General features: G+C 64.7%; 17 protein-coding genes. 4 read left to right on the top strand and 13 right to left on the bottom strand.

Annotation, left to right across the window (positions count from 1 at the left end):
* Positions 1-73 precede the first annotated feature (73 nt).
* Together ACI48D_RS09755 and ACI48D_RS09750 are read left to right on the top strand one after the other, a co-directional pair.
* Entirely contained in the window at positions 74-544 is a 471-nt protein-coding gene (locus ACI48D_RS09755; RefSeq protein WP_435571025.1) for a hypothetical protein, read from the top strand.
* 94 nt (positions 545-638) lie between these two features.
* Positions 639-1,856 (top strand): acyltransferase family protein, encoded by a 1,218-nt coding sequence (locus tag ACI48D_RS09750; protein ID WP_435571024.1) that lies wholly within the window; start codon positions 639-641, stop codon positions 1,854-1,856.
* 127 nt (positions 1,857-1,983) lie between these two features.
* Here ACI48D_RS09750 and ACI48D_RS09745 read toward each other — a convergent pair whose 3' ends face one another.
* The 6 genes from ACI48D_RS09745 to ACI48D_RS09720 form a co-directional block, all read right to left on the bottom strand.
* Positions 1,984-2,196 (bottom strand): AI-2E family transporter, encoded by a 213-nt coding sequence (locus ACI48D_RS09745; protein ID WP_435571023.1) that lies wholly within the window; start codon positions 2,194-2,196, stop codon positions 1,984-1,986.
* Positions 2,197-2,291: 95 nt separating this feature from the next.
* Entirely contained in the window at positions 2,292-2,888 is a 597-nt protein-coding gene (locus ACI48D_RS09740) for an SCO family protein (protein WP_435571022.1), read from the bottom strand.
* Position 2,889: 1 nt separating this feature from the next.
* The gene (gene cyoE / locus ACI48D_RS09735; RefSeq protein WP_435571021.1) at positions 2,890-3,795 is read right to left on the bottom strand and encodes a heme o synthase; all 906 of its coding nucleotides are present in this window, start codon (positions 3,793-3,795) and stop codon (positions 2,890-2,892) included.
* On the bottom strand, positions 3,792-4,946 hold the full coding sequence (locus ACI48D_RS09730; RefSeq protein WP_435571020.1) for a COX15/CtaA family protein: 1,155 nt from the start codon (positions 4,944-4,946) through the stop codon (positions 3,792-3,794). Before ACI48D_RS09730 ends, cyoE begins: the two co-directional genes overlap by 4 nt.
* 10 nt (positions 4,947-4,956) lie before the next feature.
* A complete protein-coding gene (locus tag ACI48D_RS09725; RefSeq protein WP_435571122.1) occupies positions 4,957-5,511 on the bottom strand; it encodes an SCO family protein in 555 nt (184 codons plus the stop codon).
* Positions 5,512-5,557: 46 nt separating this feature from the next.
* Complete coding sequence (locus ACI48D_RS09720) at positions 5,558-6,277, bottom strand: SURF1 family protein (protein ID WP_435571019.1); 720 nt, start codon at positions 6,275-6,277, stop codon at positions 5,558-5,560.
* A 31-nt stretch (positions 6,278-6,308) separates the two neighbouring features.
* Between ACI48D_RS09720 and ACI48D_RS09715 the strand changes: the two genes are divergently transcribed.
* Positions 6,309-6,509 (top strand): twin transmembrane helix small protein, encoded by a 201-nt coding sequence (locus ACI48D_RS09715; RefSeq protein WP_435571018.1) that lies wholly within the window; start codon positions 6,309-6,311, stop codon positions 6,507-6,509.
* A 115-nt stretch (positions 6,510-6,624) separates the two neighbouring features.
* Here the strand turns inward: ACI48D_RS09715 and ACI48D_RS09710 are convergent, their stop codons facing one another.
* The 7 genes from ACI48D_RS09710 to ACI48D_RS09680 form a co-directional block, all read right to left on the bottom strand.
* Positions 6,625-7,488, bottom strand: coding sequence for a cytochrome c oxidase subunit 3 (locus tag ACI48D_RS09710; protein ID WP_435571017.1), 864 nt, complete (start codon positions 7,486-7,488; stop codon positions 6,625-6,627).
* Between the two features lie 49 nt (positions 7,489-7,537).
* A complete protein-coding gene (locus ACI48D_RS09705) occupies positions 7,538-7,753 on the bottom strand; it encodes a DUF2970 domain-containing protein (RefSeq protein ID WP_435571016.1) in 216 nt (71 codons plus the stop codon).
* Positions 7,746-8,315: a cytochrome c oxidase assembly protein gene (locus tag ACI48D_RS09700; protein ID WP_435571015.1), complete on the bottom strand. Its 570-nt coding sequence runs from the start codon at positions 8,313-8,315 to the stop codon at positions 7,746-7,748. Before ACI48D_RS09700 ends, ACI48D_RS09705 begins: the two co-directional genes overlap by 8 nt.
* Position 8,316: 1 nt before the next feature.
* Positions 8,317-8,454: a hypothetical protein gene (locus ACI48D_RS09695; protein ID WP_435571014.1), complete on the bottom strand. Its 138-nt coding sequence runs from the start codon at positions 8,452-8,454 to the stop codon at positions 8,317-8,319.
* A 7-nt stretch (positions 8,455-8,461) separates the two neighbouring features.
* Complete coding sequence (gene ctaD, locus ACI48D_RS09690) at positions 8,462-10,072, bottom strand: cytochrome c oxidase subunit I (RefSeq protein WP_435571013.1); 1,611 nt, start codon at positions 10,070-10,072, stop codon at positions 8,462-8,464.
* A 24-nt stretch (positions 10,073-10,096) separates the two neighbouring features.
* The gene (coxB, locus tag ACI48D_RS09685; protein ID WP_435571012.1) at positions 10,097-11,290 is read right to left on the bottom strand and encodes a cytochrome c oxidase subunit II; all 1,194 of its coding nucleotides are present in this window, start codon (positions 11,288-11,290) and stop codon (positions 10,097-10,099) included.
* A 360-nt stretch (positions 11,291-11,650) separates the two neighbouring features.
* The gene (locus ACI48D_RS09680; protein ID WP_435571011.1) at positions 11,651-12,574 is read right to left on the bottom strand and encodes a methyltransferase domain-containing protein; all 924 of its coding nucleotides are present in this window, start codon (positions 12,572-12,574) and stop codon (positions 11,651-11,653) included.
* Positions 12,575-12,817: 243 nt separating this feature from the next.
* Here ACI48D_RS09680 and ACI48D_RS09675 point away from each other — a divergent pair, with 243 nt between their 5' ends.
* The gene (locus ACI48D_RS09675) at positions 12,818-13,405 is read left to right on the top strand and encodes a ComF family protein (protein ID WP_435571010.1); all 588 of its coding nucleotides are present in this window, start codon (positions 12,818-12,820) and stop codon (positions 13,403-13,405) included.
* Position 13,406 lies beyond the last annotated feature (1 nt).

The following is a 13,406-nucleotide window of genomic DNA, read 5'->3' as shown; positions in this document are numbered from 1 at the left end:
CATGGCTGACACGCGGCAGTAATAATTGCCACATAGAATCATTCGATCCCGACGACGAAGACGAGGCTCAACCATGCTCACCGACGTCTATGCCAAGACGGAAAAAGGCAGGGCCGAGGTCGCCCAGCGCAGCCTGGGCCTGAACAGCAGGCAGCGCACCGTCCTGATCCTGCTGGATGGCCGCAAGCGCTGCTCCGTGCTGGTCGGGCTGCTGCCGGCCGGCCAGCTCGCGGCCATCGTCGGCGAACTGTTGTCGATGGGGCTGATCGTGCGATCCGGCGTGTCCGCGCCGGCGACTGCCGCGCCCTCGTCCGCCAGGCTGGCGCAGGTAAAGGCGGAGATGGTCGAGACGGCGCAATCCTGCCTCGGCCTGTTGGCCGCCGAGGTCGTGCGCCGCATCGAACGGGCCGCCGACGAACGCGAGCTGCTGGGCGTGGTCGGGCACTGGCATATGGCGCTGCAGGCCTCGAAGCACGGCCGCGAGGCGGCGCAAGCCCACCTCGAACGCGTCATGGAAAGCCTGCGCGCAGAACCTCCTGGCTGAGGGCTCACCGTATCGACGCCAACGGCGCCGAGGACCGTTGGAAAACCAGTTCGATGCTGTATTCGATGGGCCGTCAAGACGATAGAATTGCCGGATGATCGCCGAATCGCTTGACCGCATGATGCACACCCCTGCTGCACCCGCCAGGCTCACGGGCCTGGACACCCTGCGCGCGCTCGCCATCGCATTGGTGCTGATGACCCATTACAACGGCTTCGTCGCCCGCGGCTCCATCTTCGGCTTCATCGGCGAGGTCGGCTGGGCCGGCGTCGACCTATTCTTCGTGCTGAGCGGCTACCTGATCGGCAACCAGCTGCTGGCGCCGGCGGCGCGCGGCGAAAGCCTGTCGCTGAAGATCTTCTTCGCGCGCCGGCTGCTGCGCACGCTGCCCAACTACTACGCGGTGCTGGCGGTCTACCTGCTGCTGCCGCACAGCCCGATCTGGGGCAAGACCATGGCGCCGGTCTGGCGTTTTCTGACCTTCACCCAGAACTTCGGCCTGAATTATGGGGAGACCTTCACGCATTCGTGGTCGCTGTGCATCGAGGAGCAGTTCTACCTGGTGCTGCCGCTGGCTGTGCTGGCGCTGGTGCGACCGGGCCGCTCGCCGCGCCTGCTGTGGTGCGTGCTGCTTGCGGCGATCGGCGCCGGCATCGCCGCGCGCGCGATCAACTTCATGAACGGCCAGGAGGCATTTGCGGCGCCTGCCTACTACTCGACCTGGTGCCGCTTCGACGAGCTGCTACCCGGGGTGGCCATCGCGATGCTGAAGAATTTTCACCCGACACTGTTCGAGCGCATCCTCAAGCACGGGAATGCCCTGCTGGTGACCGGCCTGGGGATGGCGGCGGCAGTGCTGTACGGCGTGCGCTACGACGTGCCGAACCTCTTCCTGACCTCCACCTTCGGCTTTTCGCTGACCGCCATCAGCTTCGCCCTGCTGAGCTGCGCGGCGCTCAGCCCGTACTCCATTCTCAACCACGTGCGCATTCCCGGCGCGGCCAGCCTGGCGCTGTGGTCGTATGCGGTCTACCTGGTGCACAAGCCGGTGTTCATGGCCCTGCGGCCGCAACTGGAACAGCGGGATATCGATCCGGCCGCGCCGCTGACCATCGTGGCGGTGATGGCGGCCGGTGTCCTGGGCGGCTGGCTGCTGTACCGGCTGGTGGAGACGCCGTTCATGCGGCTGCGGTCGCGCTGGTATCCGACCGGGCCCATGTCTCCTTCCCTTCCCGCTTCACGATCGGATTCTTCGTGTGGGTCCACCCACTCATCAGCGAATACCCGACCGCCGGCAAGGTCGGCCCGATGAACAGGCCGACGAAGCCGAACGCGATCACCACGTTGTCGACGCCGCTGATCGCAAAGAAGCCCCACACCAGCATGAAGATGCCCCAGCCGGTGCTGTCCTGGGCGAACAGCCAGATCGCCGCGCCGCCTCAGATGAGGGGCGGGCCGACCGGGATCAGGGACGAGATGAACACCAGCACCGACAGCAGCAGCACCGCCGGCACGCCGGCGATGGGGAAGCCGATCGCCGCCACCATGGCCTGGGGCAGCGCCGTGCCCAGCAGGCCGTACATGGCACCGCGCACGGTCTGGCTGACGGTCTCGGTAAGCGATTCGGCTTCCTCGTTCATGATGCGCTGCATGGCCTCGCCGCCACGCTCATCTGCACGACCCAGTGCCCAGCACGATGCCGGCCGCCACCGGGTAGGGGCGCGCCGGCCGATGCCCTTAGCTTAGCTCAGCTCAGCAGCTGGCGTATGTCGTGGACGATGGAATCGGCGTTGCCACCATGGCGGATGAACAGGCGCAGCCTGCCGTCCTTGTCGAACACATAGCTGCCGGCCATGTGGTCGATGGTATAGCTGCCGGGGCTTGAACCCGGCACCTTCGAGTAGAACACCTTGAAGTCCTTGGCCGTCTTGGCAGTCTGGTCAAGGGTGCCGTACAGGCCCACGAAGCGCTTGTCGAAGGCCGGCACGTAGCTGGCCAGCAGCTGCGGGGTATCGCGTTCGGGGTCGAGGGTGATGAACAGCACCTGCACCTGGTCGGCCTGCGGGCCCAGCTTCTGCATCACGCTCGCCATTTCCGCCATCGTGGTCGGGCACACGTCCGGGCACTGGGTGTAGCCGAAGAACACGATCACGACCTTGCCCTTGTAGTCGGCCAGGGTACGCGGCTTGCCGGTGTGGTCGGTCAGGCTGAAGCCCTTGGCGTAGTCCAGGCCGGTGACGTCGGTGTTCTGGAAGCTGGCGGCCTGCTTGCCCGCGAGCTTGTCGCATGCGGACAGCGACAGCGTCAGGGCGGCGGCAACAAGAACGGGCAGCAGTTTCTTCATCTTAGAAGCTCAGGTATTGCTTCACATAGTGGTCCACCAGCAGCGCCGCGAACAGCAGCGACAGGTAGACGATGGACCAGGCGAAGGCCTTGCGCGCGATCTGGTCGCTGTAATGCTTGTGGACCAGCCAGCCGTAGCGCAGGAACACGGCGTTCAGGCCAATGGCGGCCAGCAGGTACAGCAGGCCGCTCATGCCGACCGCGAACGGCAGCAGCGTGCAGGCCGCCAGCGCGACCGAGTACAGCCAGACCTGCAGGCCGGTGTACTGCATGCCGTGGGTGACCGGCAGCATCGGCAGGCCCGAGCGCACGTAGTCGTCGCGGCGGTACATCGCCAGCGCCCAGAAGTGTGGCGGGGTCCAGACGAAGATGATCAGCACCAGCAGCCAGGCTTCCATCGGCACGGTATTCGCCACCGCGGCCCAGCCCAGCGCCGGCGGCATCGCGCCGGAGAGTCCGCCGATCACGATGTTCTGCGGCGTATTCGGCTTCAGCAGGACGGTGTAGATCAGCGCATAGCCGACGAAGGTGACGAAGGTCAGCCACATGGTGAGCGGATTGACCATCGTGTACAGGATGCCCATCCCGGCCCCGCCGAGGATGGCGGAGAAGAACAGGGTCTGGGTGGTCGACAGTTCGCCCATCGCGGTGGCGCGGCGCGCGGTGCGGGCCATGCGGGCGTCGACCTCGGCTTCGATCAGGCAGTTGACGGCGAACGCGGCGCCGGCCAGCAGCCAGATGCCGAGCGTGGCCCAGAACAGCACGTGCCAGCCTGGGAAGCCGTCGGTGGCCAGGAACATGCCGATCACGGCGCAGAAGACGGCAAGCTGGGTGACGCGCGGCTTGGTCAGCGCCCAGTATTGCGAGACGCGGCTGGGCGGTTTATGGGTGGCGGTTTGGGTAATCATGAATGGCCCGCAGGCGCCGCTGCCGGGTGGGGGCGGGCTTGCGGCTTCGTTCCGAGTTGATACTGTACCTTGTAGTTTAACATGGTCACCAGCAAGACAAGGAGGGCCGCCCCTGCGTTATGCAACACGGCAATTGCAAGTGGGAAATTCAAAAAGACGGTTGCGACACCCGTCAGGGCCTGCGCCAATAATACTAAAGCAATGTTCCGGGCGGCGCCGTGAAGGCCGGGAAGACGCCAGGCGCGCCAGGCGGTAAGCCCCAGCACCAGCACCACGACGACGGCGAAGTTCCGGTGCACCCAGTGGATGGCGGTCAGGGCCGAGAATGGCAGGTAGTGGCCGGCGGCCGTCTTGCCCAGCTCGCGCCACAAGGTGAAGCCATGCTGGAAGTCCATCTCTGGGACAATTTGTCCTTGGCAGAGTGGAAAGTCATTGCAGGCAAGCGTCGCATAATTGGTACTCACCCACCCGCCCAGGGCCAGTTGGACCAGCAAAACGGCGCCGGCCAGCCAAGCCAGCGGGCGCAGGCGGCGCAACTTCATGGCGTCAAGCGGGGCCAGCGCCGGCATCGGCTTCACGATATTGTCTTCACGGCCACCGAGCCAGGCGGCCAGCGCCAGCAGGGTCATGCCGAACAGCAGGTGCAGGGTGACGATGACCGGCTGCAGCTTCAAGGTCACGGTCCAGGCGCCGAACGCGCCCTGCACGCAGACCCACAGGAACAGCACCGTCGGCAGCCAAGGAGAAGCCGCGCGTCCTTTCGAGCGACGCCATTGCACCCAGGACGCGATCATCAGGCCGATGATCAGGAAGCCGATGCCCATCGCCAGGAAGCGGTGGATCATTTCGATCCAGGCTTTCATTTTCGTCACCGGTCCGGTCGGCATCAGGGCCTCGGCGGCGGCGATGTGCGCATGCGCCAGGAAGGGGTTGGCTTCGCCGTAGCAGCCCGGCCAGTCGGGGCAGCCGAGGCCGGAATCGGTCAGGCGGGTGAAGCCGCCGAACACGATCAGGTCGAAGGTGAAGAAGACGATCACCCACGCCAGCTTGCGGTAGCGGTGGGCGCCGGTTGCCATCCAGACCATGGACAGCGGCACCGAAGCGGCCAGGATGCCGGTCAGTGCCAGCAATACGAAATTCGAAACTTGCATGCTTGATTACTCAGCCGACCGAAGAAGCCTTCAGCAGCTTGTTGATGTCCTTGTGTACCTTGCGCGGCTCCGGATCCTTCGGGAAGCGCATCATCAGGTGGCCCAGCGGGTCGATCAGGTAGATGTGGTCGGCCGCGCTGGTGCCCGGGTCGGCCGGCAGCCAGTCCGCCACGGCCTGCGCGTCGGCGCGCAGCATGTGGGTGCCGTCGTATTCACGGATGACGAGGGTGTCGAGCGGCTCGCGATCGAGGATCAGCCAGACCCGCTCGATGCGCTCCATCTCCTTGCCCTGCATGAGGCGCAGCTGGCGCATCGCGAACAGCTGCTTGCGGCAGGCATCCTCGCAGGCGCCGGGCGCCGCCATCAGCATCACCCACTTGCCCTGGAACTGCTGGAGTGCCGCCGGCTTGCCGTCCAGGGTGGTAGTCGCCATCGCCGGGATCGGGTGAGCGCGCTGGTCGATCAGGGTGCCGTAGTTATTGCGCTTTTCAGGCTTCAACACATAGAAGGTGAAGTAGGACGCGATCATCGGCGAGGCGCAGACCAGCAGCACCATCCAGAGCATCCAGCGGCCGCGTTTGCGTTGTTGGGGTTCAGCCGGCTTGCTCGGTTTAAGGTCGTCCACGTCGAAATCCTGTTATCACAAAAAATAGAAACGCCATCGCCGCCAGCGCATACCACTGCACGGCATAGCCCTTGTGGCGGTCGATGTCGAGGCTGGGCGCCGGCCAGCGGCGCACCAGGGCGTCGCCCGGCAAGTCCGGCCCGGTCTGCTCGACCACGACCGGCAGCAGGTCCAGGCCGCTGGCGTGGGCGAGCTCGGCCGGATCGGTATTCTGCACGATCGCATTCGGCTTGAGCGGCGCCGGGGTCCCCAGCTGCATCACGTGCGCCAGCTGCCCCACCGCCCTGCCCTCGATCGTGACGCGGCCCGCGGGCGTGGTGTAGGGCGGCAGCCGGTCGTGCTCGGCCGTATTGCGCGGCAGCCAACCGCGCGCGACCAGCACGAAGCGCTTCGATCCCGCTATTTTAAACGGCATCAGCAAAACGAATCCGCTGCGGCCTTCGAGCGGCCGGTTGTCGAGGAACACGGGCCAGTTGGGGACGAATTCCCCCGTCACAATGACACGGTGGAATTCCAGGCGTGCCGGATCGACGCCGCTGCCGTCGAGCGCCAGCGGCGGCGCCGCCATGCCCTGCTCGAGCCTGGCCTGGAGCAGCGTCTTCTCGGCCGCGCGCCGGGTTTGCCAGTTACCCAGCCCGATCCCGAGCAGCACGAGGATGAGTGTGGCAAGGAACGGGACAGTCCTGAAACGGAAGCGAAGTCGCATACAATGTCACTATTCCATATCGGGGCTAGTCATGAAGATCGTCGTCGCCATTGCGTTCGTGCTCATCCTCGGCAGCCTGGCCTCCGCTCTGTTCTTCCTGATGCGCGACAAGGGCCGCAGCAACCGCACCGTGCAGGCGCTGGCGATGCGGGTCGGGCTGTCGATCACGCTGTTCCTGCTCGTACTGTTTTCGTACAAGATGGGGTGGATACAGCCGACCGGCTTACGCTAAAACGTCGTCCCCGCAGAGGCGGGGACCCAAGTTTGCTGGCGTTTCGATAACTCATGCAAAAATTGGATCCCCGCCTTCGCGGGGACGACGTACCAGCGCTGCTATCCTGTATTCCTTACAGCCAGTACACAACCACGTACAGCCCCAGCCACACCACGTCCACGAAGTGCCAGTACCAGGCCGCGCCTTCGAAGGCGAAGTGGTGTTCCGGCGTGAAGTGCCCCTTCAGCACGCGGTACAGCACCACCGACAGCATGATCGCACCCATGGTCACGTGGAAGCCGTGGAAGCCGGTCAGCATGAAGAAGGTCGAACCGTAGATGCCCGAGGTGAGCTTCAGGTTCAGCTCGGTGTAGGCGTGGTGGTATTCGTAGGCCTGGAAGCCCATGAAGACGGCGCCCAGCAGGATGGTGCAGAACAGCCAGAATGCGGTCTTGCTGCGGTGCCCGGCGCGCAGGGCGTGGTGGGCGATGGTGAGCGTCACGCCCGAGGTCAGCAGCAGCGCGGTATTGATGGTCGGGATCGGGAACGGGCCCATCGTATTGAAGGACTCGACGGTGCCGGCCGGGCCGACGCTGCCCCAGTGGCCGGCGAAGTCGGGCCAGATGACCTTGTGGTCGAGATCGGACAGCCACGGCATGGAGATCGAACGCGCATAGAACAGCGCGCCGAAGAAAGCGCCGAAGAACATGACTTCCGAGAAGATAAACCAGCTCATCGACCAGCGGTAGGACGAGTCGATGCGCGCGCTGTACTTGCCCGATTCCGATTCGCCGATCGCGTCGCCGAACCAGAAATACAGGACCACGAGCATGGCCAGGATGCCGGCGACGCACACGCCCGGGCCCCAGGATGCGGAATTGACCCAGCCGGCTGCCCCGACCATCGTGACGAGCATCGATATGCCCCCAGCCATCGGCCACCGCGAGGGGCCGGGGACGAAATAGTACGGCGCATTGTGTGGCGAACTCATTCTCATCTCCTCAAACGAACTTTTGATTTGTCGAATTCTTGCTCTGCTCTACTCTTTATTTCGCGACCGCCAAGCGCACCACGAACATCAGGATGCCGATGAAGATCGCCACCCCGATCAGTGCGCCGATGATGACGTGGATCGGGTTCAGGTTGGCGGCGTCGTGCTCGTAGTCCTTGCGCTTGCGCACCCCGAAGAAGGACCAGAAGACGGCCTTCATGGTGGCGCCGAAGTTCATCTTTACTTCGCTGGCCTTCCTTGGTTCATTCATTTTTTGCCACCGCCCCGCCAATTTCGAAGAAGGTGTATGACAGCGTGATGTTCTTCACCTCGCGCGGCAGGGCCGGATCGATGAAGAACACCACCGGCATCTGGCGCGCCTCGTTCGGACCCAGCACCTGCTCCTTGAAGCAGAAGCACTCGACCTTCTTGAAGTGCGGGGTGGCCGACTGCGGCGCATAGCTCGGGATGGCCTGCGCCTTCACGGTACGCGCCTGGGTGTTGACGACCTCGTAGATCACGGTCGCCATCTCGCCCGGATGCACGTCGATGCTGCGCTGGGTCGGACGGAAGCGCCAGGGTCCCTGCGCATTGCCGTCCAGCTCCACCGTGATGGTGCGCGCCAGGTCGACCTGGGTGTTGGCGGGCCGCTCCACCGTGCCGTCCTTCTGGGTCAGCACGTTAATGCCGAGCACCTCGCAGACCTGGCGGTAGACCGGCACCAGCGCGTAGCCGAAGCCGAACATCACGCAGGCCACCACCACCAGCTTGACGAAGGTGCTGCGGTTCAGCGCCAGGCGGCCGCTTTGCTCGGTCCTGCGTTCGGCGCTCATCTCAGCCCAGCCAGAGGCGCTTGACGAACAGCAGCACGAAGAAAAACAGGGCCAGGCCGCCCACCCACAGGGCCGTGCGCAGGTTCTTCCTGCGCATTTCCTCGGCGTGCCTGCCGCGTTCCTTGGCTTGGTCAGCCATGATCATCTCACTTCACCAGCGGCGGGGTCTCGAAGGTGTGGAACGGCGCCGGGCTCGGCACGGTCCACTCCAGCCCTTCGGCGCCTTCCCATGGCTTGGCTTCCGCCTTCTGGCCGCCGCGGATGGTCGGCAGCACCACGAAGAACAGGAAGTAGACCTGGCTCAGGCCGAAGCCGAAAGCGCCGATCGACACGATCTGGTTGAAGTCGGTGAACTGCACGGCGTAGTCGGCGTAGCGGCGCGGCATGCCGGCCAGGCCCAGGAAGTGCATCGGGAAGAAGGTCACGTTGAACGTGATCAGGGACAGCCAGAAGTGCATCTTGCCGCGGAATTCCGGATACATGTGGCCGGTCCATTTCGGGGCCCAGTAGTAGAAGCCGGCGAACAGGGCGAACAGCGAGCCGGCCACCAGCACGTAGTGGAAATGCGCCACCACGTAATAGGTGTCCTGCACCTGGATGTCGATCGGGGTCACGGCCAGGATCAGGCCGGTGAAGCCGCCCATCGTGAACACGAAGATGAAGCCGACCGCGAACAGCATCGGCGTTTCGAAGGTCATCGAGCCCTTCCACATGGTGGCGACCCAGTTGAACACCTTCACGCCGGTCGGCACCGCGATCAGCATGGTGGCGTACATGAAGAACAGCTGGCTGGTCACCGGCATGCCGGTGGTGAACATGTGGTGGGCCCAGACGATGAAGGACAGGATCGCGATCGAGGCGGTCGCGTACACCATCGAGGCATAGCCGAACAGCGGCTTGCGGGCGAAGGCCGGGATGATCTGCGAGACGATGCCGAAGGCCGGCAGGATCATGATGTAGACCTCGGGGTGGCCGAAGAACCAGAAGATGTGCTGGTACATGACCGGGTCGCCGCCGCCGGCCGCGTTGAAGAACGAGGTGCCGAAGTGGCGGTCGGTCAGGGTCATGGTGATGGCGCCCGCCAGCACCGGCATCACGGCGATCAGCAGGTAGGCGGTGATCAGCCAGGTCCAGCAGAACATCGGCATCTTCATCAGGGTCATGCCGGGCGCGCGCATGTTCAGGATGGTGACGATGATGTTGATGGAGCCCATGATCGACGAGGCGCCCATGATGTGCAGGGCGAAGATCGCCATGTCCATGCCCGGTCCCATCTGGGTCGACAGCGGCGCGTACAGGGTCCAGCCGGCGGCGGTGGCGCCGCCCGGCACGAAGAAGGAGCTGGCCAGCAGGATGGCGGCCGGCGGCAGCAGCCAGAACGAGAAGTTGTTCATGCGCGCGAACGCCATGTCGGAGGCGCCCACCTGCAGCGGGATCATCCAGTTGGCGAAGCCGACGAAGGCCGGCATGATCGCGCCGAACACCATCACGATGCCGTGCATGGTGGTCAGCTGGTTGAAGAACTCGGGGCGGAAGAACTGCAGGCCGGGCTGGAACAGCTCGGTGCGGATCATCAGCGCCAGCACGCCGCCCGAGAGCAGCATGGTGAACGAGAACCACAGGTACAGGGTGCCGATGTCCTTGTGGTTGGTGGCGAACAGCCAGCGGCGCAGGCCGGTCGGGTGATCGTGGGCGTGATCGTGCGCATGGTCGTGCGCTTGGTCATGGTCGTGTGCGTGATCGATGGTGGAACTCATGGCAGTGTCTCCGAATCCAAACGCTTATTTGCCGCGGGCGGCCAGGACTTCCGACGGCTGGACGATATTCTCGCCGGCCTTGTTGGTCCAATTATTACGGGTATAGGTGATCACGGACGCGATGTCGGAATCCGACAGCTGCTTCCATGCCGGCATGGCGCTCGGATACTTGCCGCTGTGCTTACCGTTCAGCAGCACGTTGATCTGGTCGGCCTTCGGACCCAGCACGACCGGCGAACCGACCAGCGCGGCGAAGGCGTTCGGCACGCCTTGGCCGCTGGCCTGGTGGCAGGCCACGCAGTTGGCGGCGTAGACCTTCTCGCCCTTGGTCTTCAGTTCGTCGATGGTCCAGACCTTGTTCGGATCGTCGGCCAGGGCCGCCATTTCCTTTTTCTTGGCGTTGACCCAGGCGGAATAGTCTTCGGCGGAGACGACCTTCACGACGATCGGCATGAAGGCGTGTTCCTTGCCGCACAGCTCGACGCAGTTGCCGCGGTAGGTGCCGACCTTCTCGGCCTTGAACCAGGTGTCGCGCACGAAGCCCGGAATGGCGTCCTGCTTGACGGCGAAGGCCGGGATGGTCCAGGAGTGGATCACGTCGTTGGCGGTCAGCACCAGGCGAACCTTCTTGTTCACCGGCACGACCATTTCGTTGTCGACTTCGAGCAGGTAGTTCTCGGTGCGCGCGGTGGTCGGCGCCACGCCCGGCTCGCCGACGGCGCTGCGCGGGGTGGCCAGGTTCGACAGGAAGGCGATGCCCTCGCCCTCGCCCTTCAGGTAGTCATAGCCCCATTTCCACTGCATGCCGGTGACCTTGATGGTCAGGTCCGGGTTCGAGGTGTCCTTCATGGCGACGACCGCGTGGGTGGCCGGCAGCGCCATGCCGATCACGATCAGGAAGGGAATGACCGTCCAGGCGATCTCGACGGCCGTGGATTCGTGGAAGGTTGCCGGCTTGTGGCCGAGCGATTTGCGGTGCTTGAACACCGAATAGAACATGACGCCGAACACGCCGAGGAAGATGACCAGGCAGACCACCATCATCCAGTTGTGCAGGCTGTAGATATAGTCGCCGATCCCCGTTACCGGAGGCTGCATGCCGAACTGGTGCTCCACCGGCCGACCGGTAATGTCAGGCTCCGGCCGCGCCAGGGCCGGAATGCTGGCCGCTACCGCGAGACCGAACATCGCCGCTTTTAATCGCTGTGCATAAGTCATGTTGTCCCCAACCACCCAAAAAAAATGAATTTTCTTAAAGAGGCCGGCACTCCATGAACGAACTGCCGCCGCTCCGAAATCCTTCCTGCAAACATCGACCATCAAGGGCCACGAGACCTCGATGAATCTGCTTGCTCGGGCCCCGCTACCGCGCAAGACGGTTTTCCGGAGCCTTTGGTGTTGCTGCAACCAGTTCGACTTCACGCTGTTTTTACTGAAGTTTTTAGCGTGATGACTGCTCAAGTCGAAAAAAGTGTCATTGATTATACTGAAATCGCTAATTTTTATTCAAGGAAAATTACCTCACCGGCATGGATGTTGCATGATGCACTGCGACACGACCGCCATACCGATCACCGCTCAGCGCGGACGCGGCGGCTGCGGCCTCGGCTGGAAGCGCACGATCGCCTCGCCCGCCGCCGTGACCTTCGGCGCCGGCCGGAATGCGTGGCCGTAGATGACCTCGAAGCTCAGGCCGAGCTTGCCGTCCGGGCGGCGCTGGCTTTCCAGCGCATCCAGCATGCGCTGCCAGGCCGCGCGTCCGACCAGGCCGCGGCGCCGGGTGGCCAGCGGGTTGCCGCCGAAGGCGCGAACGTCGGCCAGCAAGGCCTGCGCGGTGTCGTAGGTGACCGTGATCTGTTCCATGTCCATGACCGGCGTGGTGAAGCCTGCCTCCACCAGCTGGTCGCCGAAATCGTGCATGTCGACGAAGGGCAGCGTGTGCGGGGTTTCGTCCATCGCCGCAAAGGCGTTGCGCAGCTCGCGGAAGGTGTCCGGGCCGAAGTTCGAGAACATCAGCAGGCCCTCCACGCGCAGCACGCGCCGCCATTCCGCGAACACGCGATCCGGCTGCGGATGCCAGTGCAATGCCAGGTTCGACCATACGAGGTCGAGCGAGTTCGGCCCCAGCGGCAGTTGCCCGAAGTCGGCGCACACCAGATCGATGCCGCTCTTGGCCGGCAGCAAACGGCTGAGGAAAGAGCGCGGCGCCTGGGCGGCGTTGCCGGCCGCAAGCAGCATCGCCGGCACCGCGTCCATGCCGATCACCTGGGCGGCCGGATAGGCTTTCTGCAGCTGGGCCAGGTCGGCGCCGGCGCCGCAGCCGGCATCCAGCACGTGCTGCGGAGAATTTTTCACCAGCGACAGGCGCTCGAACATGCGGCCGGCGATTTCGCGGCGCAGGAAATCCGACGATGCCACCCGGCGCGGGTCGGCGAACAGCTGCTTGATGCGTGCCGGGTCGATCGGCGCACTCATTTTGGAAGGGGATTGGGGCGAAGCCATGGTCAACTGCGGTCAAATGGGGACAATGGCGGGAGTGTACATGATGCCACCCGAACCGATCGGAAGCCCATGCCAAAACGCCACCCTCCCTGGGCCCGCCGCTGGCCGCGCGCCCTTCTGCACCTGCTGTTGCCCTCGACCTGCGCGCTGTGCGGGGCCGGTTGCGAGGGCGTCGTGTGTGCGCCCTGCCGCGGTCATTTTTGCTTGCCAGCCACAAATCGCTGTGCACGCTGCGCGAACCCCTTGCCTGGAACAGGGTCGTCCCCGCCTGACAAGGAGCCGGACACCATCTGCGGCGTCTGCCTGTCCTATCCGCCTTCCTACGACGCCGCCGTCGTTGCCGTCGACTACGCCCCGCCCCTCGACCACCTGGTCCTGCAGCTGAAATTCAGCGCCCGCCTGCCGCTGGCGCCCTGGTTCGCGGACCTGCTGCGCGACGCCGTCCTGGCCCGCCCCGGCCTGCCGCTGCCCGACCTGCTGTGCCCGGTACCGCTGGGACCGTCCCGGTTGATCGAACGCGGCTTCAACCAGGCGCTTGAAATCGCCAGGCCGCTGGCCGGCGCGCTGGGCGTCGCCCTGCACCCGCGGCTGGCGTCGCGCCAGGTGGACACCCGCGCCCAGTCCGGCGTCTCGCCGCACGAGCGCGCGGAAAACATCCCCGGCGCTTTCGCCATCGAGGATCCGGACCTGGTGGAAGGACGCCACGTCGGCATCGTCGACGACGTCATGACCAGCGGCAGCACGCTGGAGGAACTGGCGGCCACCTTCAAACGCTTCGGCGCCGCGCGCGTGACCGGCCTGGTGGTCGCGCGCACGCCGCCGCGGGCCTGAA

The organism is Massilia sp. LXY-6 (genome assembly GCF_051233485.1).
Classification (GTDB): Bacteria; Pseudomonadota; Gammaproteobacteria; order Burkholderiales; family Burkholderiaceae_D; genus Telluria.
The sequence above is the reverse complement of the archived record's forward strand: the minus strand, read 5'-3'. Positions and strand labels throughout refer to the sequence as shown.